Source organism: Streptomyces sp. NPDC002057, assembly GCF_040296665.1.
Classification (GTDB): domain Bacteria; phylum Actinomycetota; class Actinomycetes; order Streptomycetales; family Streptomycetaceae; genus Streptomyces.
In genome coordinates this window covers 1-25582 of record NZ_JBEOXR010000066.1, presented here as the reverse complement: position 1 = coordinate 25582, position 25582 = coordinate 1, and the positions used below count along the sequence as shown (strand labels likewise).

General features: G+C 68.5%; 27 protein-coding genes and 4 pseudogenes. 16 read left to right on the top strand and 15 right to left on the bottom strand.

The window, feature by feature from the left end:
- Positions 1 to 172 precede the first annotated feature (172 nt).
- A complete protein-coding gene (locus ABT129_RS33945) occupies positions 173 to 1018 on the bottom strand; it encodes an NAD(P)H-binding protein (RefSeq protein ID WP_351909351.1) in 846 nt (281 codons plus the stop codon).
- A 205-nt stretch (positions 1019 to 1223) separates the two neighbouring features.
- Between ABT129_RS33945 and ABT129_RS33940 the strand changes: the two genes are divergently transcribed.
- On the top strand, positions 1224 to 2405 hold the full coding sequence (locus ABT129_RS33940; protein WP_351909349.1) for a serine hydrolase domain-containing protein: 1182 nt from the start codon (positions 1224 to 1226) through the stop codon (positions 2403 to 2405).
- Between the two features lie 72 nt (positions 2406 to 2477).
- Here ABT129_RS33940 and ABT129_RS33935 read toward each other — a convergent pair whose 3' ends face one another.
- Positions 2478 to 3707: a serine hydrolase domain-containing protein gene (locus tag ABT129_RS33935; protein WP_351909347.1), complete on the bottom strand. Its 1230-nt coding sequence runs from the start codon at positions 3705 to 3707 to the stop codon at positions 2478 to 2480.
- Between the two features lie 210 nt (positions 3708 to 3917).
- Here ABT129_RS33935 and ABT129_RS33930 point away from each other — a divergent pair, with 210 nt between their 5' ends.
- Both ABT129_RS33930 and ABT129_RS33925 read left to right on the top strand, forming a co-directional pair.
- Positions 3918 to 4055, top strand: coding sequence for a hypothetical protein (locus tag ABT129_RS33930; protein WP_351909345.1), 138 nt, complete (start codon positions 3918 to 3920; stop codon positions 4053 to 4055).
- A 4-nt stretch (positions 4056 to 4059) separates the two neighbouring features.
- Positions 4060 to 4836, top strand: a complete 777-nt coding sequence (locus ABT129_RS33925) for a MerR family transcriptional regulator (RefSeq protein WP_351909343.1) — start codon at positions 4060 to 4062, stop codon at positions 4834 to 4836.
- Between the two features lie 489 nt (positions 4837 to 5325).
- Here ABT129_RS33925 and ABT129_RS33920 read toward each other — a convergent pair whose 3' ends face one another.
- The gene (locus ABT129_RS33920) at positions 5326 to 5535 is read right to left on the bottom strand and encodes a hypothetical protein (protein ID WP_351909341.1); all 210 of its coding nucleotides are present in this window, start codon (positions 5533 to 5535) and stop codon (positions 5326 to 5328) included.
- Positions 5536 to 5824: 289 nt separating this feature from the next.
- On the opposite strand from ABT129_RS33920, the gene ABT129_RS33915 reads away from it, so the two are divergent.
- Together ABT129_RS33915 and ABT129_RS33910 are read left to right on the top strand one after the other, a co-directional pair.
- Positions 5825 to 6463: an RNA polymerase sigma factor gene (locus tag ABT129_RS33915; protein WP_351909339.1), complete on the top strand. Its 639-nt coding sequence runs from the start codon at positions 5825 to 5827 to the stop codon at positions 6461 to 6463.
- Entirely contained in the window at positions 6460 to 7578 is a 1119-nt protein-coding gene (locus ABT129_RS33910; RefSeq protein ID WP_351909337.1) for a CU044_5270 family protein, read from the top strand. The genes ABT129_RS33915 and ABT129_RS33910 overlap by 4 nt, the downstream gene beginning before the upstream one ends.
- 20 nt (positions 7579 to 7598) lie before the next feature.
- On the opposite strand, the gene ABT129_RS33905 is transcribed toward ABT129_RS33910, so the two are convergent.
- The 3 genes from ABT129_RS33905 to ABT129_RS33895 form a co-directional block, all read right to left on the bottom strand.
- Positions 7599 to 8924: a hypothetical protein gene (locus ABT129_RS33905; protein WP_351909335.1), complete on the bottom strand. Its 1326-nt coding sequence runs from the start codon at positions 8922 to 8924 to the stop codon at positions 7599 to 7601.
- A 202-nt stretch (positions 8925 to 9126) separates the two neighbouring features.
- Entirely contained in the window at positions 9127 to 9852 is a 726-nt protein-coding gene (locus tag ABT129_RS33900; RefSeq protein WP_351909333.1) for a DUF2071 domain-containing protein, read from the bottom strand.
- Positions 9849 to 10181 (bottom strand): metalloregulator ArsR/SmtB family transcription factor, encoded by a 333-nt coding sequence (locus tag ABT129_RS33895; protein WP_150263333.1) that lies wholly within the window; start codon positions 10179 to 10181, stop codon positions 9849 to 9851. Before ABT129_RS33895 ends, ABT129_RS33900 begins: the two co-directional genes overlap by 4 nt.
- A 420-nt stretch (positions 10182 to 10601) precedes the next feature.
- On the opposite strand from ABT129_RS33895, the gene ABT129_RS33890 reads away from it, so the two are divergent.
- The gene (locus ABT129_RS33890; protein ID WP_351909331.1) at positions 10602 to 11186 is read left to right on the top strand and encodes a YrhB domain-containing protein; all 585 of its coding nucleotides are present in this window, start codon (positions 10602 to 10604) and stop codon (positions 11184 to 11186) included.
- Positions 11187 to 11808: 622 nt separating this feature from the next.
- On the opposite strand, the gene ABT129_RS33885 is transcribed toward ABT129_RS33890, so the two are convergent.
- Positions 11809 to 12009, bottom strand: a complete 201-nt coding sequence (locus ABT129_RS33885; RefSeq protein ID WP_351909329.1) for a hypothetical protein — start codon at positions 12007 to 12009, stop codon at positions 11809 to 11811.
- A 377-nt stretch (positions 12010 to 12386) separates the two neighbouring features.
- Between ABT129_RS33885 and ABT129_RS33880 the strand changes: the two genes are divergently transcribed.
- Positions 12387 to 12797: a hypothetical protein gene (locus ABT129_RS33880; protein ID WP_351909327.1), complete on the top strand. Its 411-nt coding sequence runs from the start codon at positions 12387 to 12389 to the stop codon at positions 12795 to 12797.
- 54 nt (positions 12798 to 12851) lie between these two features.
- Here the strand turns inward: ABT129_RS33880 and ABT129_RS33875 are convergent, their stop codons facing one another.
- Both ABT129_RS33875 and ABT129_RS33870 read right to left on the bottom strand, forming a co-directional pair.
- Complete coding sequence (locus ABT129_RS33875) at positions 12852 to 13199, bottom strand: hypothetical protein (RefSeq protein ID WP_351909325.1); 348 nt, start codon at positions 13197 to 13199, stop codon at positions 12852 to 12854.
- A 75-nt stretch (positions 13200 to 13274) separates the two neighbouring features.
- Positions 13275 to 13520: a hypothetical protein gene (locus tag ABT129_RS33870; protein ID WP_351909323.1), complete on the bottom strand. Its 246-nt coding sequence runs from the start codon at positions 13518 to 13520 to the stop codon at positions 13275 to 13277.
- Between the two features lie 219 nt (positions 13521 to 13739).
- On the opposite strand from ABT129_RS33870, the gene ABT129_RS33865 reads away from it, so the two are divergent.
- On the top strand, positions 13740 to 14381 hold the full coding sequence (locus ABT129_RS33865) for a hypothetical protein (protein ID WP_351909321.1): 642 nt from the start codon (positions 13740 to 13742) through the stop codon (positions 14379 to 14381).
- Between the two features lie 461 nt (positions 14382 to 14842).
- On the opposite strand, the gene ABT129_RS33860 is transcribed toward ABT129_RS33865, so the two are convergent.
- The 4 genes and pseudogenes from ABT129_RS33860 to ABT129_RS33845 form a co-directional block, all read right to left on the bottom strand.
- A complete protein-coding gene (locus ABT129_RS33860; protein ID WP_351909319.1) occupies positions 14843 to 15232 on the bottom strand; it encodes a VOC family protein in 390 nt (129 codons plus the stop codon).
- 103 nt (positions 15233 to 15335) lie between these two features.
- Positions 15336 to 15526 (bottom strand): annotated as a pseudogene (locus ABT129_RS33855) (IS5/IS1182 family transposase); the annotation flags it as partial.
- Positions 15527 to 16177: 651 nt separating this feature from the next.
- Entirely contained in the window at positions 16178 to 17176 is a 999-nt protein-coding gene (locus ABT129_RS33850; RefSeq protein ID WP_351909317.1) for a hypothetical protein, read from the bottom strand.
- A 145-nt stretch (positions 17177 to 17321) separates the two neighbouring features.
- The gene (locus ABT129_RS33845) at positions 17322 to 17633 is read right to left on the bottom strand and encodes a hypothetical protein (RefSeq protein ID WP_351909315.1); all 312 of its coding nucleotides are present in this window, start codon (positions 17631 to 17633) and stop codon (positions 17322 to 17324) included.
- A 319-nt stretch (positions 17634 to 17952) separates the two neighbouring features.
- Between ABT129_RS33845 and ABT129_RS33840 the strand changes: the two genes are divergently transcribed.
- The 5 genes and pseudogenes from ABT129_RS33840 (at position 17953) to ABT129_RS33820 (ending at position 20824) form a co-directional block, all read left to right on the top strand.
- On the top strand, positions 17953 to 18321 hold the full coding sequence (locus ABT129_RS33840) for a hypothetical protein (protein ID WP_351909313.1): 369 nt from the start codon (positions 17953 to 17955) through the stop codon (positions 18319 to 18321).
- Positions 18322 to 18497: 176 nt separating this feature from the next.
- Positions 18498 to 18741 (top strand): annotated as a pseudogene (locus ABT129_RS33835) (IS110 family transposase); the annotation flags it as partial.
- Positions 18742 to 18786: 45 nt separating this feature from the next.
- A complete protein-coding gene (locus ABT129_RS33830) occupies positions 18787 to 19464 on the top strand; it encodes a CPCC family cysteine-rich protein (RefSeq protein WP_351909311.1) in 678 nt (225 codons plus the stop codon).
- Positions 19465 to 19809: 345 nt separating this feature from the next.
- Positions 19810 to 20073 carry a hypothetical protein gene (locus tag ABT129_RS33825; RefSeq protein ID WP_351909309.1) on the top strand — a complete coding sequence of 88 codons (264 nt, stop codon included), beginning with the start codon at positions 19810 to 19812 and terminating at the stop codon, positions 20071 to 20073.
- Positions 20074 to 20254: 181 nt separating this feature from the next.
- Entirely contained in the window at positions 20255 to 20824 is a 570-nt protein-coding gene (locus ABT129_RS33820) for a suppressor of fused domain protein (protein ID WP_351909307.1), read from the top strand.
- Positions 20825 to 20855: 31 nt separating this feature from the next.
- Here ABT129_RS33820 and ABT129_RS33815 read toward each other — a convergent pair.
- Positions 20856 to 21653 (bottom strand): annotated as a pseudogene (locus ABT129_RS33815) (IS5 family transposase).
- A gap of 95 nt (positions 21654 to 21748) precedes the next feature.
- On the opposite strand from ABT129_RS33815, the gene ABT129_RS33810 reads away from it, so the two are divergent.
- Both ABT129_RS33810 and ABT129_RS33805 read left to right on the top strand, forming a co-directional pair.
- Complete coding sequence (locus ABT129_RS33810) at positions 21749 to 22360, top strand: SMI1/KNR4 family protein (protein WP_351909305.1); 612 nt, start codon at positions 21749 to 21751, stop codon at positions 22358 to 22360.
- Positions 22361 to 22399: 39 nt separating this feature from the next.
- Positions 22400 to 22819 (top strand): hypothetical protein, encoded by a 420-nt coding sequence (locus ABT129_RS33805; RefSeq protein ID WP_351909303.1) that lies wholly within the window; start codon positions 22400 to 22402, stop codon positions 22817 to 22819.
- Between the two features lie 148 nt (positions 22820 to 22967).
- Here ABT129_RS33805 and ABT129_RS38135 read toward each other — a convergent pair.
- A pseudogene (locus ABT129_RS38135) lies at positions 22968 to 23093 on the bottom strand (IS701 family transposase); the annotation flags it as partial.
- Between the two features lie 887 nt (positions 23094 to 23980).
- Here ABT129_RS38135 and ABT129_RS33800 point away from each other — a divergent pair.
- Entirely contained in the window at positions 23981 to 24208 is a 228-nt protein-coding gene (locus ABT129_RS33800) for a hypothetical protein (protein WP_351909301.1), read from the top strand.
- Positions 24209 to 25582 lie beyond the last annotated feature (1374 nt).

Below are 25582 nucleotides of genomic sequence, written 5' to 3'. Positions count from 1 at the left end.
GACCCCGGCCGGGACACGGGATGCGCCCGACGAGCCCACGGGCGCGGACGAGCCCACGGGCGCGGACGACTCCACGGGCGCGGACGACTCCACGGGCGCGGAGAAGGTCACCGGCGCGGAGAAGGTCACCGGCGCGGACGGGCCCGGGGCCGCTCGATGGGGTCCGCCCCGCTCATCCGCCCGACAGGACGTCACGCAGAGCAAGGGGACGGCGGCCGGTCAGCCGGGTGTAGTCGTCGCCGACGCGATCCCACCGCTGCTCGCGCACCGAGGCGAACATGGACGAGAAGGCGTAGAGCCACCAGGGATCCATGCCGGTCGCCGCCGTCTCGGCACCGTACGTGTCAGCGGGGATGTCCACGTAGGCGACAGGTGTCCGCCACGTCTCCGCCGCGACCGACGCGATACCCGCCAGGTCCACCGAATCGGGTCCCGTGATGTCGTGGTGACGTCCGGTCGGCTCGCCGACCGCGAGCGCGGCGAGCGCGCGGGCCACGTCGTCGCGCGCCACCAGGGAGATCCGGCCGTCCGCAGCCGGAAGCCGCAGCAGCCCGGTCGCGCGGGCCTCGGTGAGCCAGCCTCGGAAGAACTCGATGTACAGCGAAGCCCTGGCGAACGAGCACGGGATGCCGGAGGCCAGGAGCAGCTCCTCGGTCAGCCCGTTGACCACGGCGTAGCAGAACGGGGACGCCGTGTCGGCGTCGACGCTGCTCAGCGCGGCGACATGGCCGACACGCTCGGCTGCCGCAGCGGCGACGACGTTGCGGTGGTGCAGCAGCATCCGCGCGTCGGGCCCGTCGCTGGAGACGAGGACCAGGGTGTCCACGCCCTTCAGCGCCGCTCGCAGAGCGGGCGGATCGGCGTAGTCGGCGACGGCGACCTCCACCCGTCGAGGCAGTGCCTCCGCGGGCAGCTCCCGCCTGGTCATCGCCACGACGTCCACGTCGTCCCGGCCCGCGAGCAACCGCACGACCCGCCCGCCCAGACGGCCGGCTGCCCCTGTCACCGCGATACGCATCGTTGGCCTCCGTCGCCCCGGCAGTGAACGAGCGTCACACTATCCGGCACTCGCGCCCTCGCTCCGTCCCGGCCGCCATGAGGACGGGGCGCTGCCACGGCCGCCTACTCCCGGACCGGTCGCGGCCCGCACCGGGGGATACCCCCCTGCCGGTTCTGGGGTTCGCCGGATCGCCACCCGCCGGGCGCGAAAATAGCGTTCGACCATGATGTCCACCCCGCGAAGGCACCTCGCCGTGGCCCTCGGCATCGCCGCGCTGCTCGCCGCCGAGATGGCCACCGCCGCCGCCCGTCCCGCCCCTCCCTCCCCGGTACGGCAGTTACGCCAGGACACCGAGGCGATCCACGCCCTCGGCGTCAGTGGTGTGCAGGCCCGCGTGACCACGCCCGACGGCCGGCAGTGGGTCGCCACCAGCGGCACCGCCGACCTGACCACCGGCGTCCCGGTCCGTCCCGACGGCTACTTCCGCATGGCCAGCACGTCCAAGACGCTCGTCGCCACCGTGGTCCTCCAGCTGGCGGCCGAGGGCGCCCTGTCCCTGGACGACACCGTCGACCACTGGCTGCCGGACGTGGTGCGCGGGAACGGCAACGACGGCAGGCGCATGACCCTCCGCCACCTGCTCCAGCACACCAGCGGCATCCACGACGACCTGCCCGGATACACCACGCCGCAGGAGTACTACCAGCAGCGCCACGACGTCCACGGATCCGGGCAGCTGGTCGCCCGCGCCATGGCCCACCCGCCGGACTTCCCGCCCGGCGAGGGCTGGGCGTACTCCAACACCGGCTACGTCCTGCTCGACATGATCATCAAGAAGGCCACCGGCCGCCCCGGCCACCAGGAGATCAGCGACCGCATCCTGCGCCCGCTCGGCCTCGACCGGACCCGGTGGATGGGCACCTCGCCCACCCTGCCCCGGCCCCACGCGCGGGCCTACCAGCTCTTCGGCCCCGGCTCCCGGGTGGACGTCACCGACCAGACACCGGTGGACCACGAGACCCTTTCGTGGGTCACGACCACACGGGACGAGAACGACTTCTTCCGCGCGCTGCTGTCGGGCCGCCTGCTGCCGAAGCGCCGGCTGGCCGAGATGAAACGGACCGTCCCCGTGAGCGCGGAGGTGCAACAGTTCTGGCCCGGCGGCCGATACGGGCTCGGCCTGGTCGAACGCCCCCTCAGCTGCGGAGGAACCTACTGGAGCCACGAAGGCGGGGACGGCGGCTACATCACCCTCAACGGCGTCACCGAGGACGGCCGGCGAAGCGCCGTGGTCTCCATGTCCGAGGCACGCGGCGACACCCTGGATCACATCCTGGCCCAGGAGCGCGCCGCCGGCGCCCTGATCGACCACGCGCTGTGCGCGGAGGTCCCCAACAAGCGGTGAGCGGAGCGGCCGTCGCGACCGACCGGCGGTGGCCGTGACCCCAGCACGGCGCTCACCTCCCCCGGCTGGGTGTCAGTCGTCGATGGCCTGGTAGAGCGTGGTCCAGAAGTCGTGGACGAGACGGGCCGAGTCCGGGGTGGACATCCCGACCTGGGTGAGCAGGATTCCGGTGAGCCGGTTCTCCGGGTCGGCGTAGGCGGTGGTGCCGGTGCCGCCGTCCCAGCCGAACTGGCCGATGGGCGCGTGGTCGCCACGATGGGTGCGCACGGCCATCCCGAAGCCCCAGCCGCCCTGCTGTGCCTGGCCGACCGCGAGGTGGGCGATGCTCCGGTACATGGCTGTGCGGGCACTCCGCTGCTCGGGCGTGAGGCGGTTGGTGGTCATCAGCTCGACGGCGGGCCGGGACAGGATCCGCTCGCTGCCGTGCACGCCCTGGTCGAGCAGCATCCGGAAGTAGGCGTGGTAGTCGTCGACGGTGGAGACCAGACCGCCGCCGGCGCCCTGGAACGCCGGAGGCCGGCTGGCCCGTCCGCCTTCCGCCTCGTCCCACACGAGGAACTCCCCGGTCCGCGGATCGGGGCCGTACAGGGGCGGCAGCCGGTCGATCTTGTCGGCGGGTACGTGGAAGGCGGTGTCCCTCATGCCCAGCGGGTCGAGGACGCGTTCGCGCAGGAACGTCTCCAGGGGCCGGCCCGTGACCCTGGCCACGAGCACGCCGAGCACTTCGTTGCTGAGGTCGTACTGCCACCGCTCTCCGGGCTGGTACGACAGCGGCAGCTCGCCGAGGCGGCGCATCCACTCGTCAGGGTCGGGTGCCGGGCCGGACGCCACGCTGTAGTCGAGCCGCTCGAAGGTCGCGGCCCTGATCGGGGAGTCCAGCAGAGCGAAATCCACTCCGAGCCCGAACGTGGAGGTCAGCAGATCCCGTACGGTGATCGGCCGCCGCGCCGGCACGGTCTCCTCCAGCGGGCCGTCGGGCCGCCTCAGTACCTGGCGTCCGGCGAGTTCGGGCAGCCACGGGTCCACCGGCTCGTCGAGGCGCAGCCTGCACTCGTCGAGGAGGACCATGGCGGCGGCCGTCGTGACCGGCTTGGACGCGGAGGCCATCCGGAAGATCGTGTCGCGACGCATCGGCGCGCCCCCGTCATGACGCATCGTCCCGATGGCTTCGACGTGCGTCCGTCCACCGCGGCTGACCAGGGCGACCAGCCCGGGAATCCTCTTGGACTCGACGTGACGTGCCAGCACGTCGCGCAGCCTGCGCAGCCCCGCCTCCGAGAAGCCGCTGTTGCTGTCACTCATCATGAATCTCCTTGTCCACCGGCCCCCTTCGAGGTGGCCGTGCGAGGAGCGTGCACCTTGACCCAAGGTCAAGGTCAACCTTGACCGCGACCACGGGCCGACCGGCACCGATCCCCCTGCTTCCCCGGCCCGGAGGCGGAGCCGGCGAGCAGGAGTGGAGGCGGAGCCGGCGAGCAGGAGTGGACGCGGACGCGCGCTACCCTCGCCCCTGTGATCACCCGCGACCCGCACCTCGAAGCGAGTGCCAAGACCGTCGGCGCCCACGGCTCGACCCCGCGCAAGGACCTCCGAGCCGCCACCGACGCGGTGCGCGAGACCGCGACCGCCGCTGTTCCGGGGCTGTGCTGAGCCGATGGCGAACGGGCTCACGATCGGTCAGGCAGCGGCGTTCGTCGGCGTCACGATCAAGACCGTGCGGCACTACCACCGGCTCGGTCTGGTCGCCGAACCGGAACGCGACGGTTCCGGCTACCGGCGCTACGGCTCGGCCGACCTCCTCCGGCTGGTCCAGGCCCGGACCCTCGCCGCGGCCGGTGTGCCGCTGGCCGAGGTCGGTGACCTGCTCGACGCCGACCCGGAGCGGTTCGCCGCCTCCCTGGACGACGTCCATCGCCGGCTCACCGCACAGGTCGAGGACCTGATCGCGCGACGCGACACACTGCACCGGCTCGCCCAAGGCGACCGGGCCCTGCTCCCCGACCGAGCCTGCGCGGTCCTGGACCGACTCGCCGGCCTCGGCTTCGGCCCCGACTACGTGGCCACGCAACGCGAGGCCCTGGTTCTGGCCCGGGCACTGGTCCCGGAGATCTTCGACACCTTCCTGACCAGGCTCGAACACAGTCTCGACGACCCCGAGTTCGTCGAACTGACCAAGCGCGGCCTGGACGCGGCGTCCTGGAACCCCGACGACCCGCGGATCGAGGAACTGGCATCCGCGCTGGCCGACAGACTACTGGCCGACCGCACGCTGCTGGAGACGCCGACCCCGTCTCAGAACCGTCCCGACGCATCCGCCCGGTACGGGCTGGTCAACCACCACGGGGAAGGCCAGGCACCCTCCATCGCCCGGCTCAACACACTGATCGAGACGAACCTGCGCGCCGCCGGCATCGACATCCCACACCAGTGAGGGAGACGCCGGTGGCGAGGCTGTCGGGGTGGTCGTCACGCTCGGGGCGGGGACGGCCGGCCGGACGGCACGGCTGCGGTGGTGCCGCCCGGCAGGGCGAGACGGCCGCGGATGCCGGAGGCGGAGCCGAGCGCCGGGCAGGGCAGTTCGCCTGCGACGAAAACGCCTGCCCGGTGACGACGTGCGAAGGACATCCCGGGCAGGCGTTACGACCATCATGCGCTCCCGGCGGCCACCGCGCCCGCGCTGGACACCCGCGGTGCGCCCGGACCTGTTCGTCCACGACCACCCGAAGGCGTCTCTTCGGGCAGGGAACGACCACGCCGAGAGAAGCCGGGCCGCCGGGCCGTCACCTCCGGAACCACCGTCACCCCCGTCGCCTCGTCAGCAGCGGCGTCGTCACCGAGGCCGGACAGACCCCATAAGGCCCCTTGGGACAAGGCCCCTTGAGCCCCCGCGCACTCCACCCGACCGGCCGGCGGCGAAGGATCAGGGCTTGTTGGCCAGGGCTCCGAGGTACTGGTTCACCTGTTCCAGCCGTGTGTCCACACTGCCCATCCTCTCGGCCACGGTCCGCAGCTCCTCACAGACGGCCAGGAGCGCGAGCGCCACCGCCCTCGCCGCGGGGTCGGACACTTCCTCCGCGGCCGAGCGGGCCGCCGCGCTCGCCGCCGAAACGGGTCGGGGTTCCTGTGCCATGGCTGCGCCCTCCTGCCCGGCCGACCGTCGGCCGTTCCTCTCCGTCTGCCCCGTGAACCGCCGTCCGGTCAGCGCCGTACGCCGAGAACAAGAACTCGCCGGCCCCGCGGGACGCACGGCCCGCGATCGCCCTGGTGCGGCCACCCCGGGCCCTACAGTTCCGGACAGAGCGTCGCCCCGACCGACCGACCGCGGGTGCGCTGCGCGACCTCGCGCGGGCGTCACGTCGCTGACGCCCCCTGTGAGACAGGTCACCGGAACCGGGCACCCGCGGCGGACAAGGCACTTCGTGGACTACACATCGCACGCCCGGATACGCGCGGGAGACCCCGAGGCGTTCAGGGAACTCTTCCGTGACCATGCCCCCCTGGTCCATCGGCACGCCGTCCGCGTGAGCGGTGACCGGGACCTCGCCGAGGACGTCGTCTCGCTGACCTTTCTGGAGGCCTGGCGGCTGCGGGACCGCCTCCTCGACCACGAGGCCGGCCCGCGCCCGTGGCTCATGGGCATCGCCGTCAACGTCCTGCGCAACACCCGTCGTGCCGCACGCCGCCACCAGGCGGCCCTCGGACGCCTGCCCGCCCGCGACACCGTCCCGGACTTCGCCGACGCACTCGTCGGACGCCTGGCCGACGCCGACCAGCTCGCCGCCGCCCAGCGGGCACTGAGGAAACTGCGCCGCACCGAACGCGAGGTGTTCACCCTGTGCGTCTGGTCCGGACTGGGCTACGCCGAGGCCGCCGCCGCGCTCGGCGTCCCCGTCGGCACCGTGCGCTCACGCCTCTCACGCGCCCGCACACGGCTGCGCAAACTCGCCGGACAGGAACTGACGAAGAACCGGGAACCGCTTCCGCGGCCCGGACAAGTACAGGACGGCCGCACCCGCGCGGCCCGGTCGTACGAGTCGCACGAGGAGACGTACGGATGACCCGCAAGTTCTGGAAGCGCACCGAGCCCCTGGACCACGCGGAGCTCGCCCGGCTGCTGCCGGCCCCGTCGGACCCCCGGATGCCGCTCGACCGTCAGCTGCTGCTCGAGGAGTACCTGTTGAACGAGATCCGCACCGCGGCCCCCGCCCCCGCTCCGGCCCCCGCACCCACGGCCGCCGCCACGCCCGCGAAGCGGCCGCTCCGGCGCGCCCTGCTGATCGGCGTCCCGGTCACCGCCGCCGCGCTCGCCGCCGTCGTCGCCGTCGACGTACTGGCCGGCGACGTCGGCGCACCGCGCCTGGGGCCGGCTTCCGTGGAGGCGCCCGTCGTGCCGGTCGAGGAGGGCAGCACCCTCCAGCTCGTCTCGACCGTCCAGCAGATCGCCGCCGCCGCGAGCACGCAGCGGACTCCGGAGCCGAAGCCCGGCCAGTACATCTACATCAAGAGCAAGGTCTCCTACCTCTCCCAGTCGCTCAACGCCGACAACGACGAGTCCACGACGTGGGTGCAGCCGCTGCACCAGCGCGAGATCTGGAAGTCCCCCGACGCGCTCAGCGGCTGGCTCGACGAGCCCGGCTACGTGCCCGAGGGCGGCATCGGGCTGGGCAACGACAACCCCCACTCCAGGCCCGTGAACGGCAAGGACATCCAGGGCGAGGCCCTCAGCCTGTCGTACGACTGGCTCAAGGCCCGGCCGACGGACCCGGAAGCGCTGCTGAAGGGGATCTACACGACCGTCAGTGGCCCACGGGACCGTGACCAGCAGGCGTTCGAGACGATCAAGGCGATCGTCAACGAGCAGCTCGTGCCGGCCCCGAACGCCGCCGCGCTCTACCGGGCCGCCGCGAAGATCCCCGGAGTGGTCGTCGTCCGGAACTCCCAGGACGCCGCCGGCCGCACCGGCCTCGCCCTGGCCCGCCTGGACCAGAAGACCGGCGAGCGCATCGAGCTCGTCTTCGACCGCGAGAGCTTCGCCTACCTGGGCAGCCGCGGCATCCAGGTCAAAGCGGCCTACGGCATCAAGCCCGGCACGGTCACCGAGCGCACCGCCGTCCTTCAGCGGGCCGTCGTCGACACGCTGAAGGAACGGCCCGCTCCTGGCCGGACCGCCTGACCGAAGCCCGCGAACGGCACTCAGAAGATCAGGTCGTACGTGTTCCACCCGCCGCCGACAAGGGTGCGGGTGGAACCGGGGACGACGACGTCGCCACGCGAGGGCACGGGCCTGCCCACCCCCGGGTAGAGCCAGAGCCTTCCGGCGCGGTCGCGGGCGACGACGTCGGGATGCTCGTCACGACCGAGCCGGGTTCCACCGGCGACGGCGCTGTAGACGTTCCAGCCGCCCCCGACACGGAGCCTCGGCCGGAAGGGTTCTCCGGGAACGGACCCGAAGTAGTCGTACTTCCACAGCACGCCGTCCTTGTCACGGCCCAGAACGCCGTCGTAGGTGCCCGCCATGGTCAGGGCGGTGTACGTGTTCCAGCCGCCGCCCACCCGCTCCCGCGGTCCGAACGGAGCCCGGAGACCGGCCTGGTAGCGCCACAGCGCGCCGTCCCTGTCGCGGGCGACGAGGCCGCCGTCGCCGGTGCCGACGAGGGCCGTGTAGACGCTCCAGCCACCGCCGACCCGCTGTCGCGGCGCGAAGGGCGCCGAGGGATCTCCGGTGCCCTCGTAGTACCAGAGGACGCCCGCCCTGTCCCGGGCCACGAGGCCGCCCCGGCCGTCCGCCGTCGCGGGGACGACCGGGGTGACGACGGTGTAGGCGTTCCAGCCGCCACCGACGCGCTTGCGTACGGCGAAGGGCCTGGTGACGTCGCCCGTGCCCTCGTACCGCCAGAGCACGCCGGCCGCGTCCCGGGCGTGGACGGCGCCACGCTCGTGCGGCGGGGGCGTCCCGGGGACGAAGCGGAGTCCGACCGTTCCCCGGGCGACGACCGCGCCGGTGGTGTCCTTCAACGCGACCAGGGCCTCGGTGCCGACCAGCGCGACCGCGCTCCTGTCGGCGTCCACCGTGACGCTGTACGCCAGTGTGCGGGCGGCGGGCACCGCCGGAAGGTCGAGAGACGGGGGATCGGCCTCGTCGAAGTCGTGCAGGAACGGCATGTTCCACCGGCACGCGCCGTACGCGACACCATTGACCGAGCAGGTGGAGCGCACCACGTTCTCGCTCACCGGCGAGTTGCCCGCGACCGCGTGGAGCGTGGTCGGCAGGTGTACGGCCCCGGTCACGGGCCCTCGCACTCCGGCGGGCAGCGAGGCGGTGAACCGCAGCGTCACCGCCCCTTCCTCACCGGCCGCGACGGTCACCGGACCGCCGTTCTGAACGACCGTCCCGGCCCCCGCCGCCGTGAGGGCGGCAGGCACCGCCGGCGCGGCGAAGGCGGCCGTCCCCCCGAGCGTCGCCGACGCCAGCGCCGCGATCAACGTCGTCGCCACCACGGCCGTACGCGCACGTGCCACGGAATCCTCCTCCGCCCCCGGGGACGGGAGCACCTGGTGCTGACGGAGGCGCAGACCCGCCTTCCGTGCACCCGTTCGACCCCGTGACGTTGCGAAAGGTTGTACGCGCACGGACCGGCGCGTCCGAAAGGTGCCAGGAGCGCGCACGACGCGCCGGTCGCAGACGTCACCGTTCGGACCACTGCGCGGCGCGCCGAGCGTCTCAGGCGACGGCCATGGCCGGGAGCGGGCGCCAGCCGACGGGAACGTCGCGCATGACCAGGGCACAGTCCAGGGTCGCGCTCCCGGGAGGGAAACGCTCCGAGTTGTCGAAGAAGGACGACGCGGCGGAGTGAACCCGGACGGCTTCCACGTGCCAGGCGTCGGTGTGCAGTTCCATGCCGTCCAGGTGGCGGCCGGAGCTGGTGGCCGAGTAACCCCGCGCCCCGTCCTGGAAGAAGCGGGAGGCCTCGGCGAGATCGGTGAAGAGCTCGCTGCCCCGCAGGGCGTCGGACGGCGCGACGGTGACGTCCACCCGGGTGTCGCCGTCCCACGTGGCGAAGGCGACCCGCACCTGGTCGGGCGTCTCGTGCACCTCGAAACCGGCCCGGCCGTGTTCACCGGGGAAGACGCGGCCTCCGGCCCAGGCGTTGAGCCGCGAGGCGGTGTCGCGGCGCGTGATGTAGACGCCGGTCTCGACGCCGTCCGGTCCGTCCCATTCGACGGCGATCCGATGCGCCGCGTTCTCGCTCCGCAGCCCGAGCGCCCTGGGAGCCCAGACCGGCCGGACACCTCCCAGCCGCAGCAGGCAGATGCCCGCGACCGCGTGGCCGTTCACCAGCTGCGGGCGCAGCGGCTGGGGAAGCAGGCGTGCCGCGACATCCGGGGCGACCCGGTAGTTCACCAACAACCGTCGCTCGACGACGCTGGACAGGCGTGGTTGCCTCATGATCCCTCGCTCTGTGCACCGGGGCGCCACTTGGTGTGGCGCAGGACGATCTGCTCGGGGCAGACGGCACTGAGAAACCGGCCGATGCAGGTCGCGAGGCGGTCCTCGGCCAGCGTGTAGAGGATGCGGTTGCCGTCCCGGCGCTCGGTGACCAGTCCCGCCCCCTTGAGCACGCCGAGATGCCGTGAGATGGACGGCGCGCTGATGGCGAACCTGCTCGCGATCTCACCCGCCGCGAGCTCGCCACCCCTGAGGTCCTCAAGGATCTGGCGCCTCGTCGGATCAGCGAGCGCACGGAACGCCCCTGCCTCGTCCTGGGCTTCTGTCATATTGCATATTTAGCACATGAGCTAAAGACCTAACAACGAACGCGACAGCCCGACCCAAGGGACCCGCGGCGTGCACGAAGACGGACGGTCGGTCAGTGACTCCAGCTGTAGAGGCCGCCACCCGTACGCACCGCGAACACCGCGAGCCGCGCGACTCCCTGCAGAACCGCCAGAGGATCGTCGTCGGTCATCTCGTCCCCGTCCTCACACCACAGCCGATGGCCCCAGCGGCCGGCGAGCTCATCGAGCTCGGCGGAACTCGCACGTGCCGGCGCCCGGGTCAACCGCCTCGGCCTCGAAGCCCCTACCCGGCCCCCGCACCGCGTCGCAGCGGCGGCCTCGTCGTCAGGGGCGAGAAAGCCGTGGAGCGAGCAGGAATCCTGGTGGTCGCTCGGCGGGTCCGTACGGGATGCTGGCCGAGTGATCGAGCGAGCTGCCGCAGTTCAGATCGTCGAGGAAGAGCTGGAACGCGACTACCAGCGGGGGCTGTCCGCTGGCCTCTCCCCGATGCGCATGGCTGTCTCGCACGTGGAGCACCACGACCTGGCGTGGATCGTTTCCTGGACATCTGAGGAGTACCTGCGCACTCGAAATCCTGACTTCATGCTGGCCGGGAATGGGCCGTACCTTGTCGACCGCGTCGACGGAAGCCTGCATCAGATCGGTGTGGTCTCCGCGGTGACCGATGCGTGGGAGGCGGACTACAGAGCCCGTATTCGAGGGCAGGTCACGCGGACCGCAGTGGACGATCTGCACGATGAGGTCCGGACGGTGGCAAACACGCGCGGGAGGGTTCATGCCATGCACACCCTGCGCCGACGGGTGCGAGCGCTCTCCCATGCTCAGATCACCGAGTACGTGACCGCATTGCAGCACGGCGATGCTCCGGCACACCTCGCGGAGGTCGCCTTCGAAGAACTGGTACCGCCCACCGACTCGCTCTTGTCCGTAGTGACCATCCGCGAGTCGAACACCATCGAGCACCCTGACCTCAGCAGTAGCTGACAGCTCACGGAACGAGCTACCAGGACAGCGTCGAGCCAGTCCGGCAGGGTGGTCGCCCCTGCGCTCGGTGACCACGGCAGCGAAGGACCGGACAGGCCCGGCGAGCCCGAGGTCGGTGAGGGCCCGCGGGCGAACTACTGCCCGACCGTCATAGCCCAGCGCACGGACCCCGGGGCTTCGACCTGGACATGGGCGGAAGAGCGGTCGTACTCGAGGTCGATTTGGTTGTAGATGGTGCTGACCACGCTGTCCACGCATTCCAGTGGGAAAGCCGGCCCAGAAGGTTCGAAGGCGACCTTGACGATTCCCTTCCCCTGGCAAGAGACCATGATCCCCAGAGACCCTTCGCGTACGCCTCCCGCGAGTGGCACCGCCATACTTCCCTTGATGTTCGCCACGGCAGCGATAGCGCTGGCATCGGGGATCTTGGGAGCTACTTCAACCGACCCCCTGGATGTCTCGTCAGGAGTTCTGGTTGCGGCGGGGGAGGGTGATTCAGACGGCTTCGAGGGCATCGGCTCGTTCGCCCTCTCGGGAGCACAGCCGCTGAAAACGAGGACCGCGGAAACAGCGGCCCCGGCCATCAAGAGAGGTGCGACGCGACGGCTCCCGCAAACGCTGCTCACCGCTCCCATACGTACCACCCCGCATACCAGGGCGTGAGCGCGTGCACCGTGCTTCTCGCCGACGTCCGGCAGTTGCTGTAAGCCTTGAGCTCCCCGGCGCGCATCAGCTTGACCTCGCCGCCGACCTCCGCCTCTTCCACAGGCATCGCGATGGATATGACGGGCGTAGCCAGCAACTTCCTGACGTTGGTGCGCAAATGAACTCCCCCCGAAGTCATCGCCTGGTCAGGGCGATCGAGAGGACCCTATCGCGACAGGTTTTCCATCTGAGGAAAAGAGAGATCCCCTGAGAGAGATTTGAGGTCTGTGCGCGAAAGGAGAGCGGCAGTCAGGTACACATGGGGACAACTCGCCACATTGAGGCTGCAGGGCTCTGAAGAGCCTGTCACGTCAAGCTTCGGGAGGGTCTGAAACGAGGGAGGTTTCGTTTCGGGCTTCCTGAGCCCCCTCCGGTCAGGAGGGCGACCCGGACAGCCCGTTCCCATCTGCGTACGCGGGGGAGTACTTCCTACTCGGGTGCGACTGAGTATCCGCGCTCTGATGCGGGGCGGGGGAGTGCCGGGAGGCTGGGGTCATGAACAACGAACCCCGCAATCCCGTGTCCCTGCCGATGACGACCGTGCTCGCTGGCGTGGCGGCGGCGGTCTGGGCGGCCTGGCTGGGATGGGACCAGCACCGCGACGTGCACCCCGACGGCTCCTCGACCGGCCCGTACGAGGCGTGGCAGGTGATCGGCCTGGGGCTGTGCCTGCTGATACCGGTGTGCTGGTCGGCGTTCCGGGGGCACGTCGTGCCCGCAGCGCTGGGTACCTCGGGCGGCCTGACCCTGGCCGCCGCCTACGACTGGTCGGACGACGCGAGCGGCCTCTTCATGATCGGAGTGGTGATGGTCATGATCGGGAGCGCGGCCGCGACCACTCTCACCGCGTTCCTGACCTCCGCCCTCCACAAGGGCCTGGCCGGGCCCGCCCACCCCGGACACTGACCCCCAGCCGTTGTCCGCCGAGGCCACACACCGGCGCCGGCGTCTGAGCTTCCCTTACTCTTCGGCATCCGGCGAAGGCGGTTCGTCATCGGCGGCGACGGTCACTTGGGCGGTCCATGACCAGGGCTCCCGGGCCGGATCCCAGCTCACCTCGACGTCGGTGCCGTGGAAGTCGCGCGCGAGTTCCGTCACCATCAACGCCGCCGCAGCCCGTGCGCCTTGCGGGTCGGTGTTGATCGGCACGTCCAGCCGCCCACAGACCATTCCGCCTTCGGTGAGGACGCTGGTGCGCCAGCCCTCCGGCGTCGCCAACAGAACGATCCCCTTCGGAACGCCCCAGGCGGGCCGCTTCTTCTCCTTCTTGCGTCTCACCATGCCGCCATCCAACATCGTCGAGTTCATGGTGATGAGACTGCGTTGAGGATCAACCGCCGCAGCTCCGGTCGGTGCCTGCCTTGCACGGCAAGACGAAATCCGTCAGGACAGCTCGGCGATGAGCCCGAAGCCCTCCGGGAACTCCTCCAGGAACTCACGGCGACCGGGGTGGGTCTCGACAGCTGCCATCTCCCCGAGCAGGGCGATCAGCTCCTGCCGCTGATCACACGACAGCGTGCTGACCACGTGCGCGACGCCCTCCATCACCTTGACCGCGTCGTCCTGATCCATCTGCTCGTCTTCGCTGCCGTCGATGAACCACAGGACATCGACCAAAGCCTCGGCCAAGGCACGAGTCAGGGACGGATACGAAGACGTCACAACGGTCTCCCAGCAGATCAACAGCAGAATCCGGCCTCCACAGAAAGCGGACCGGAGCCGGTTCTGGTTCTGGTTCTGGTCCAACTCTTGTGGAGCAGTGACTCACAGTGCTGTTGGACGGCTCTGCGATGGTGATGTGCAACTGCGGCCAACCACGTGTCGGTGGGACAGTCGACAATGCTGTTCATGGCAGCTCGCAGTCCGGTGCTCCGGATCATCACCTCGGCGGCGCGGGAGTCCCTGAAGCCGCTTGGCCTGGCCCAGCGCGGGCGGTCGCGGATGTGGATTGATGATCACGGATGGTGGCTCGGGGTTGTGGAGTTCACCCCGCCGCGGATTGCCGGCAGTGGTCTGTACGTCGGTGCGATGTGGCTGTGGCACGACGTGGACCACCTGGCGTTCCATGTCGACGCAGTCCGGATCGGATCCGAGCTGTTTCGGACCGAGGAGCAGTTCACGCCGCTGGCACTCGACCTCGGTCGGCAGGCGGCTGCGAACGTGACCGCCCTGAGGGAGAAGTTCGCGGCACTGCCAGACGTCACCCGGTACCTGACGTCCAGGCCGGTGCGAGGGGGATTTCTCTGGGACAGCTTCGACTCTGGGATCGCGGCCGCTCTGGCCAGGGACCCGGACGCGGCCCGCGATCACTTCGAGCAAGTCCTTCGAGAGGACGCGCTGGCCCCGTGGATGGTCGAAGCCCAGGAGAAGACGCGTGAGCTTCACGAGATCGCGGCAGATCACGACGCTGTGACCGCCTGGGTCATGCGGGCCGTCGACTCATGCCGGAGCAAGCTGGGGCTGGATCCCGCGCCGCTCGCGATCAGCTGAACGACCCCACTCGTCGACCTGCAGAACGGTGGTCAGCAAGAAGCACTCGCTTCGGCCTCCTACGAAAACGAGTGTTGAGGGCAGGCCGGAGGACAGCGGTTCGGGGGCGAGTGTCGCCGCCGAGAAGCGGCACGTTCAGCGGCATGCGGCGAGGCCACCGGCCCCGCGCCCGTGCGTCTAGACGCCCGACAACTGCCTGCTCGCCGCCGGGCCACAGCACCCGGATCGGCACCGACTCGAACCACACGACGTCGTCACGGACCCAGCGTAGAAGCCAGACGCGCACGACTCCCGCGCAACAAAGGGCCGCGACCCCCAAACAACTAAGACATCGTTTCCTTTGGTGCTATTGGGTTACCGCCGGGCGGGGCAGGACCGCAGGGCCCCGGCCGGGATCACATGGCATAGGTAGCGGTCAAGGGCCGCACTCCGCGCTGGAGTGCGGCCCTTGGGGCAGGTTGTTACGAGGACCAGCCGCCATACGGCACGGTGATGAGTTCCATGATGTGGCCCGCCGGGTCCATGAAGTACACGCCGCGGCCGCCGTCGTTGTGGTTGATCGCGCCGGGCTGCTTCCGGTGGGGGTCAGCGTAGTGCTCGATGCCGCGCTGTCCGATCTGCGCGTACGCCGCGTCGAACTGCTCCTCGGAGATCAGGAAGGCGTAGTGCTGCGGGGTGATGCTGTCCGCGGGGATGGTGGCGAAGTCCAGCGTGACGCCATTGCTCAGGTCAACCGCGATGAAGGGACCCCACTCGGCGGTGATCTCGAGGTTGAGCAGGTTCGCGAAGAATTCTGCGGACTCCCGGTTGTCCCGGGCGTGGACGATCGTGTGGTTCAACTCGACTGACAAGGAATGCCTCCGAAGGCATGTCCCGACACCTCCATGTCTCACCCAGTCGGTGACCGACACGCGATGTCGTCGTGGATGCTAGTCGCTGTCGACCAAGGCGTCTTCATCGGGTCAGTCGTCCGTAGTTGATGAGGCCAGCGGCGACGGCTGCGAAGGCGAGGAAGGCTCGGGCTTGCGCTCGTAGCGGCGGTGGAGCCGACGACAGCCGGCAAGCCAGGACATGGTCCGCCCGAGCACCCATCGGTGACGTCCCGGTCGCTGCGATCACTCGATCCCTCGACGGGCGATCCGAGGTGCCCAGAGTCCGGGCCACTCGGTCGCTCGGGGCTCGGTTGACGCCGCGGGCGGGGCGGGTGCAGCACCGGGGGAGCTACTGGGCTCTTCGTAGTGCAGGAAGCCCGAGCAGTGCGCCTGGTTCGCCGCCGTATACGCGCCCACCGCACGCCACCACCTGTGCACCGACAGGTGGACGTCGCCACGGCGCACTGGGTGGGGCACTTGACGGTGATCAGGAGCGGGACGGCCCGGGGTCGCTGTCGCCGAACACGAGCGCGGCTGGCCAGCTCTCGCCACCCGCAGTTGCCCCGGGAGTCGCGCGGCAGGTGTGAACCCCTGATGCCCACGGACGGGCGTATCCGCTGGCTTCGTTCACGAGAACGGGTTCTGGCACAACTTCTGTGGAGCTGCGCGGACCGGGCTTGCTTCTTTCTCAGGGCCGACCGCTGACCTGTAGGTTCCCGGTGTGCTCCGGCCTCGGGAACCAAGGGCTCAGCTCGGCACCACAGAAGTTGTGCCAGAACCAAGTGGGGTTCTGGTCCAACTTCTCTGGTGTGCCTACTCCCTGTGCCCGTGGGCCTTGCTGGTAGCTCCCGCGAGATGTGACCGAGCACCGCACCTGGCCCCGGTGGACAACTTCGATGAACAAACGGGGCCGAGGTTGGGCGCTCAAGGCGAGGAGGCCCAGGGGTCGTCCGACGGTTCGGGCTCTTCGGGGTGGAGCATGCAGCGAATACAGCGCCGGAGCCCCGGTTCACCGGATCCGGCGGCGGCGTTCATCCACGGCAAGGCGTCCATGGCATGCACGCGTTCATCTGTGGCGAAAGTGTTGATGGTCTGGTTGAGGTCCTCGGGGGCGGGTTCGTCCGTGAGGCAGAGCCAGCCGATTGCCGCGGCCAGGCGGACTTCGGGCGCCTCTGTCCAGTCTTGCCACCGCTCACGGAGCCACCAGACGGCCGGCGGATGTGCGCGGGCCCGGCTGGTCTCCGCGGCGGCAAGGAGCAGGGCGGCACGGACTATGACGTCATGCTCCGTGGCGAACCTGGCAACGAGGTCGCTTCGGACCGTGTGGTCGGGGTCGGCGGCGGTGGCCAGAGCGTAGGCGGCGTCGATGCGGATGGTGGGGTCGGAGTCGTTGAGAAGGGGCAGGAGCACGGGTGCTCCGGCGGCGATCGCGGCGCGGGCGGCGGCTACCGACCAGCCTGCCGGGTAGCCGGTCACCTCTACGCCGTAGTCGTCGTAGTCGTCGGGGGCGTGACGTCGAGGATCGGTGCGGTGGAGCAGGAGTTCGTCGCGGGAGGCGACGCCGAAGTGCTGGGCGCGGGCCGGGCTGGAGAGTACGCCGAGGGCGGCGGCACGGTGTGGGTGGTGGGCATCGGTGGCGATGGGGATCAGGAACGGTACGGTGAGAGCGACGGCGGCCCGGCTGTCGTTGGCACACAGGCGCCCCAGCACGCCTGTCGCGTGGCTTGCGGGGTCCTCGCCGGTGTGCAGCAGGTGAACGGCCTTCCGGGCATCGTGCCCGTGAGGGAAGTTCCCCCACGGAACGGCGTCGAGAAGCAACCCGCTGTGGGCCCCGGACTGGGTGCTGGCCACCACCGCCCGCGTATCGAACGCGCCTCCCGCGAACGAGGCCAGATCCGCTCCGTCCACCAGCGCCCGGCACATCTCGAATGCCGGATCGGTCCGCCAATCCCTCACACCACACCCCCGCCATCGAATTGCCCAGAGATTCGATCATGCCCTGCCCGTCCGTCCCCGCCGGTCGGCCGCGGTCGGGCAAACCGGAATGCTCAGGAGCCACGTATCGCGCTCAGTCACACGAGATCGTCTGGAACTGCCGGTGCCGACCGCGTTTGGACTGACGGTTCTGGGCTGTGCGCGAGGTACTGCTCCGGCTGGTCTGGGACGACGGTCTTCCCAGCTCGATGGCTGCAAGCATGTCGCGCGCGCAGCGGATGCTGATCATCAGCCCGCCGGGACGGAACACGTGCTGTCCCGACCGGTCGGACTCCGAGATCGCAGAAGGAACGCGGAGCGAGTCCAACGCGGTGTCGGCCGCGTGCCGAGTCATACCGATCCGCAACGGGCCAACGCCGTTTGGTGGGGCGAGGTCGAAGTCCATGCGGGCATGATCCCAATCAGGTCTGTCAGCGAGTGACGAAGGGACCATCCAGTCCCGGCAGGTTACAGAGTGTGAGGGCTCAACAGAAGTTGGACCAGAACCCGAAGTGGTGAACGTCTGCTGTCCGTTCTCGGGTTCTGGCTCAAGTTCTGTGACGGAGTGCCGCTCCCCGCCCGTTCGGTAGATGGTCGGCCTGTGAGTTCCCTTGCCTCGTTCAACGAGCCGCAGGCCCCGAGCCGGCGCCGTCACCGACTGGTGCGGTGGTGCATGAGTGCGGCCGACTCGGAACTGCTGGGGGAACCGTGGCGTCCGACTCGGTGTGAAGGAAGAGATCAAGGGCCTCGCCGGTTGCCTCGTAGCCGGTCTGGGCGCCGCAACGACGCTGATGGCCTGGGCACCGCTGGCCCGGGTCAACATAGAAGGTGGCTTCACCGGAATCCACCGGGACCTCAGTGTGCTCTACGTCGACCTGCCACTCATCACCGCAGGGGGCGCTCTGGTGCCGCTCACGTTCTGGATACTCACCATGCGCCGGTTCCGTCGTCCCTGGCTCGCGGCCCTGGTCGCCGCTGCAGCGACCGCCCTGGGAATCTGGGGCCTGACCAGTTCGTGGGTTCCCTACCAAGCGCCCGAGTTCGGCTACGAGAGAGCCCTTCAAGGCCTCATGGTCGATTCTCCGCTCACCTGATAGATGTGACCCCCTGTCTGGTGCCCAGCACAAACAGGACGGTTCTGGTTGCCGCTGCACCTGAGGACCAAGGGCCCGTCCCGAGGCCGAAGGATCACCTCACCTCTATCGAGCCGATCTGCGGATCGGTGAAACGGCACCACAGAAGCTGAGCCAGAGCCCGTTCTCGTGGACAACAGAACAACCGGCTCAACCGCGTCGGCCATCTGTGGGCCTTCGCCTCCCTCAGCGGTTCATCTGGTGCGGGATTCCCACTACCGGCGCCGCCGGGCAGGAGGAGACTGGCACACGCAGGCTCTGCGGCACCTGCTCAACCGTATGCTCGGCCAGCTCCACCCCTGCCTCCACAGCCGCACTGCCTTCGTCGAGTCCATCGCGTTTCCGAGTGCTGCGCTTCCGGACCGGAAGCGACTGCTCTAGAGAAACTGAGTCGCTGCTGTTCGGAGCACAGACCAGACTGGCCCGGTGGATACGCGTCGCCCCTGCCCCTGCTGTGGTCATCTCGTCTTCGATGTTGAAGATGGGTGGCCCGGTTCCTATGCCATCTGCCCTGTCTGCTGCTGGGAAGATGACCCGGTGCAGTTCCGCTGGCCGTTCCGGCCGGGCGGCGCCAATCAATGGTCGCTGGCTGAGTCTCAGCAGAACTTCCGGGCCTATGGCGCCTGCGACCAACGGGGGCGGCGGTTCGTCCGGCCCCCGGCGGATGACCAACCCGTCGACCCGGGGTGGCGCCCGATCGACCCGGCCACCGACTTGTTCGAGGAGGTCGCCGGCGAGGATCGCCGTCCTTGGCCTGATGACGGTTCAGTCCTGTGCTGGTGGCTCCCTTCCTTCTGGGGAACTCCCGAGGAGCCGGCGCACGATCCGAACCGCGAGGTGGTGATCGACGTCGGCTCGGTGCGCAGCGAGCGTGATCTCCATGAGGTCCTCAAGCGAGAGCTCGGTTTCCCGTCGTTCTACGGCATGAACTGGGACGCATTCTGGGATGCGGTCACCGGCCTCGTCGAGATGCCCAAGCGACTGCGTTTCGTCCGCTGGACCGAGTTGGAACGCCGAGAACCACTGGTCGCGACCATGCTCCGGGACCAGCTGCAGAGATACGACGAGACGGCCCAGCAGTTCAGCGTCGCCTTTGAGCACTAGCGGAGATCAAGGGCCACTTGACTCGTTAGCTGCATGAGGTGTCTTTCTGCGGTCGCCCCCCGCGCCTGTGGGGGTGGACTTGCTGTGCCGGTGCGGGAGGCCGTCGATCCGTGGGCGTCTCCCGCGAGTGCGGATGCGAAGCGCTCCTGGGGCCCCCTGACCGAGGGCCTGAACATCCCCCGGGACCTCGATCTCGGTAAAACCGGGCCAAGGCCCTGGAACAGCTCGACGTCAAGCCAAGGGCGCGCGCCGCGATCGTCGGCGCCGTCAAGGACTCCCTTCCCGAGACACAAGCCGGCCTCCTCATCAGCTCCCGCCCATGGCCGGCCCCTGCTCGCCCACCGCATGAACCACATCCACGACCAGGGCGGCACCACCCTCCTCACCGCACACCTGACCCGCCTCACCACCGACACCACCTGGCAGGACGGCCCACCCTCCACCCCCACCACGCCCGCGTCCCGGAGCCGTGTCTCCCCGACCACCGCCCGCTCCCGCTCCACCACCACACCCACCACCACCCCGGGACAGCCAGCCCCGACACACACCGCCCTCCCCACCCACCGGCAACAGACCACACCGGCCAAGACCACGGCGCCCACACGCTGACGGCAGCCAACTCCCACCCGACAGGCCGAAACGCGGTGATTCCGGGTGTCGAAGGGGGCGCTGGCTCTGTTCACGAGTCCGGGTTCTGGCTCGTCTTCTGTTTCTGTGGACCTGTTGCGGAGCGTTACCGGTAATGGCCCCCGGTGGCACGCACCGGTGAGTGATCGTGCAGGCTGGACACATGGCCACTCGCGTCGAGAAGTACTTCGCCCATCTTGACCGGCTCTCCGGGGGCCGTGAGCCCCGGTTCTTCCCCGTCGAGTCGACCAAGCAGGGGCTGCGGGGCGTGACGGAGATCGTGTACGACAACCTGCCGGACGGGCTTCTCACGACGCTCACCTACGGCTTGTCGCTGGCAGAACATCCGGATTGGCAGCACGGCTCGCCGGAACTCTGCCTCAGCGTGAACTCGACCAACGTGATCTGGGCCCACGCGGTGGGCTTCCTCGCCGAGCAGCTCCGCGGGACCTGCCCCTTCAGTTACGGCAGCACCATCAACTTCGGTGAGCGCATCGTGCCCGAGTCAGAGATGACGGCATTCTGCGTGTTCGCGCCGCTGGCCCTCGGCAGAGACGACTACCTAGGCATCGACGTCGGCATTCCGGGCCACGAGGGCCACGACGTGATCAACATCCAAGGGATGTACCCCATCCACGAGGTCGAGCGGCAGTTCATCAACGAGCACGGGCTCGAAACTTTCTGGAAGGGAGACTGGGTGCCCACCGACGTGCTCCGGCGCCCCGCGATCTGATCCAGGGAAGGCAGCAGCCTTAGAGGACGTCTCAGTTGGTGGTTCGGCGGTAGCAGATGAGTGCTGTGGCGATGCCGACGAAGCCAAGAAAGTGATCTGCCAGACGTTCGTAACGGCGATGCAGGCGACGGAATCCGTTCATCCAGGCCGCGGTCCGCTCGACCACCCAACGGTGCCGGCCGAGTCGCTCCGATGACTTGATGCCCTTACGTGCGATACGAGGAGTGATGTTCCGATCTCGTAGCCATTTCCGCAGGTGAGGGTAGGCGTAGCCCTTGTCTCCGTGGAGCTTTGTCGGACGGCGTCGGCGTGGTCCACGGCGCGAGCGAATCGGCGGGATGCCCCGGACGAGGGGCTCGAGTCCTTGGCTGTCATGGGTGTTCGCCCCGGAGATGCCGACTGAGAGAGGCAGTCCGTTGCGGTCGGTGAGCAGGTGGATTTTCGATCCCATCTTGCCTCGATCGGTCGGATTCGGTCCCGTCAAAGCCCCCCTTAGAGAGCCCGGAGACTGACCGAGTCGATGGCGCATCGGGACCAGTCGAGGATGCCGTCGGAACCGAGCTCGTCGAGGATCACGCGCTGGGGCTTCGCCCAGACACGGGCTTCGGTCCACTGCGAAAACCGGCGGTGGACGGTCTGCCAAGACGCCCCGAAGACCGGCGGAAGCTGCCGCCACCTGCAGCCGGAGGTGGCGACAAACAGGATCGCAAGCCAGGACCCCACGGTCGTCAGCTCTGCGACGTCCGCCCCCTTGGGGACGGACCGGTGCCTCAGGCACCACTCGCAGGAAGAGTTCCCACAACTTGTCCAGCACCAGCCGCTGCACCATCTCCATGCCATCACAACGAGGGCCCCGGCTGACCGGGGCCATGAGATGTGGTCGATGCTGTCGGAAACGTTGCCCGACAGCATCTTCGAGGAACCATGACCGACTACCTGCAGGCCGTCTTCGACATGCTCGGCCCGGCGGAGAGCCGATATGCCGATCCTGCCGCGTGGCTTCGCCTGGAGCAGGAACTCGGCAGAGAGCTCCCCACGGACTACAAGGCGATCGTCGACGCCTACGCACCCGTCCAACTCAACGGCCACCTTTACCTCTCATCTCATCCGGCTTGCGCATGGCGGGAGCTGGGCAAGGAGATCCGGTCGACGTCGAAGGTCTGGGCGGAGAGCCTGTGGGAGTCCTACACCCTGGAGCCCGACGAGGATCCCCGCGTGATCTGCAACCGCCCACAGATCACCTTCGGCACCCCCGACGGGCTCATCCCACTCGCCAGCACGGACCAAGGAGCCGCCATCTTCCTTGCCCCAGAGGTCCACGGATTTCCCGACGGTGTGGTGGTGCTGGGGGAAGAAGGGGAATGGGCTGGCCACCCCATGACCTTCGCCGAGTGGCTGTACCGCTATCTGATCGGCGAGGAGATGGCCGGCTGGGACAGCGCGACCTCTTACCCCGGCCCCGTCCGGCTCGAGTACCTGCCCACAGAACCGGGAGAACGCACCCGCGAGGCGTGCGGGCCAGAGCGCGGCATGTGAGGTTCGCACCAAGTGAGACGACTTCTTAGGAGTATGCCTGTGAATGAGAAGCAACCACCAGTACTCGTGGCTGAGGAAGCCCTGCGCGGCCTGGGTGCTGTGGATGCTGAACTCGAGCAGCGAGGTGCCGTCTCGGAAGGATGGTTTGCTGATTGGAGCGATCCGTTCATGGGGTCCGACGTGTATGTCGGCGTCATGTGGGCGAGTCCTACTTCGCCAACCGCAAGGCTTCTCTTGGACGACTGGAACATTGAGGAGCTGGCCGTCAATGATATCGGTGGAGTAATATCGTGCATCTTCACGGGCAAAGCGACAATGGAAAGCCGGAAATCCCTATTCGGCCGATCTAGGCTTCTCACGCTCAAAATTGTTTTAGAGAATTCTCGATACACCGCCTACAGGCGAGTGAAGATCGATGATCAGATTTCCCCATGGGAGCAAAATTTGATCACGGAATAGCGCTGTTCTAGGGCGTCTGGAACGATGCGCCCGTGGCTGTCAATGATGAGACGGTGGCAGCGGGCGGGAACGGACCGGCGCGGACGGGTGCGGTGAGTCAGCGTCTCCGTTGCTGTGTCTGTGGTGGGTCGACTGCTGCCACCGAGGACAGCAGCTGACAGTGCCCCTGCGCTGACTCGGCAAAGTCGATGACCGCCCACCCGTAGAACCGCTCTCCCTTCGCACCCCGCCCTGCCGAGAGTTTCTGCCAGGCCCGCTTCGGCACGGAACGTGCCGGCACCGGTCGTCACTTCGGCATCGGGATCCGGACTCCTCTTCCAGGCTCAATGAGCCGGCCGGGACCAGGAGCTGGCTGACCACGTTGCGCTGCCAGTACCGCGGCCCCGCCCATACATCCTTTGTACGCCAACCTGCCTCCACGGCCTCATCACTCCCTACTGCACACCTCGCGCCGCACCCGGGCCGGACGCGCATGCCAGAGCGGCAGTTTCGGCCCCTGTACCGGGCGCCGGGCCGGGAAAGCGGCGCTGTACCGGCTCGGCGACCTGGACGAGCTCCGCGCCACCCCGCCTACGATTGGACCGCCATCCGGGCGACCCTGAAAGGCCGGCCCTCCGTACTCGTCCGGCTCACCCGGCCCCAGGACGGGACCGGCGGTGCGGGTCCGGACGCGGGTCGCTGGGGTCGCTGACGACCCGCGCCGGAATGGCGTGCGTGGGTGAGGCCCGGCATCCAGAGTGCTCTGGGCGGAGTACTGCCAGACAGCCCTGACCCTTCTGCCACACGCCCCATGTGACACCGCCCCAGTCACACACGCTGACCCGGCGAAATACCCCCAACTCCAACCGCAGAGCCGGATGTGACAACCCGTGTGACGGCCTCACCAGGGAGCCGACCCGGTACGCCAGCACCGATCTGTCAGCGCTTCCGGCCCGCATGAGCCCCGGACGGGCCGACCCGGCGCCACACGTCATCGCGTACGTCCCGCGAGCGCCACAACCTCGCCGTCTGCTGACAGCGAGGGAGAGATCCCCGGACACCTGCGTGCACAGCGCTCGAGTCACCCCCGGTCCATTCTCTTTCAGCATGGGGCTTACGCGGACCCTATGCCGTTCTATGCAGCATTAGGGAAGGTTCACAGGCTGTCAGCGGAGGAAAGACGTGCAGCGCTACGAAGAAGACTCCCTGAGACCGTCATTTCCGGTTCAGGTCCTCAAAGGGGCGATGGAGAAGACTGCGGATTCCTTCCATCCCGACATTCCTGCGCTGGTAGCAGAAGGGGAGAGGAGGGGGCGACGGAAGGTCCGGATCCGTCTTCTCTTCCTTTACACGGCGACCCTGTGTGGCGTAAGCGCCGCCGTGTGGCTGCTGCTGAGCCTGCCGACATGATGACGCCACGTATCGCGCGCGTTTCCCCTTGGCTCCGAGCCGCCTTCCACCACCCCCGCCCAGACCTCGTCCCAGCTCCCTTCACACGTGAGCTGGCATCAGCTGGCTGCGCCGCCAAGGTGAGGAAGCACGGACGACGGCCGCACACCGCGCTTCAGCAGTGCCGCCCGGAATCCTCTCCTCTTCCCACGCAGGCCGATACCACCGTACGGCCCTCGGATAGACCGGAGACAGCCGAAGGGATCTGCTGAAACGAACTCACCTCCCGCGCAGACATGGGCTGTTGTGAATTCGCAAAGACTAGAAATTGACAACCTGGAGTGGTCTGAAATTCTTGAAATGAATGCGAATTCATTTCAAGAATGGAGAGGTGAAGGGGAGCCGAAAAGTGAGTCTACCGGACCCCCTAGCCAGCTTCTTTTCTGGAAATCGCGGAGCGAATTCCAGCGGTCGGATCGCGGAGCGATCCGACCAGGCGTCACGGAGTGACGCCCCATCAACTGATGTTCTGCATGGTGTCAGTGGTGGTTCGGCATCATCATGTCAGTGGCTGACGGGATGATGCCGTTGTTCAGGCCTCATACCGGTGGTGTCAGGTGTGATGTGTCAGCACTGCAGAGTGGGTGTGTCAGAACTCTGCAGATCCTGCACGCGTGTTTCTGCGTGGTCCGGGCGGGTGTCACAGGCCAGCACCCATCACCTCGCCACCCACCCACCCCGCCACCAGGAGTACCCGGCCGCTTAGCGGCAGTGCGCGTACCTCCGCCGTCACGGTGAATCGCTTTGCAGGCACGCGGCTGTGCCGGCCTTCCCGCCCCGCGGCGAGCCACCGCCACACCGTCCGCTGCGAACGGCCCCAGAGCCTGTGCCACGAGGCGGACATGAGCTGATGTCAGCTCACCGGCGGCCTCCAGACCGAGGAGACGTTCGACAGCAGCCTCACGCTGGGCTCCGGCAGGTGCTTTCGACACCTCCCCGTCTTCCCACACGGACCCGTACCACCGGGCGATCTTGGGCACACCCGCGACAGCTACAGGGGGCGTCTGCTGAGACGAACTCACTTTCGGCGCAATCAGGGACTGTTGAGAATCCGGAGGAGCCCAAAGATCCATAGTTTCGAGACAAAAGAAATCGGATCCCTGAACAGGAATTATTTTGTGAGAATTGCGAAATCGACAGAAAGTTGAAAAGCGGGCACCCGGAACACCCTAGCCAGCCGCTTTTCTGGAAATCGCGGAGCGAATTCCAGCGGTTGGATCGCGGAGCGATCCAACCGGACGTCACGGAGTGACGTCCCATCAACTGCACTGCGGAGCAGGGTAGTTGAACCGCCGCGTAGCGGCGGCGCGTCGCGTCTGCGGAGCAGACCGCGCG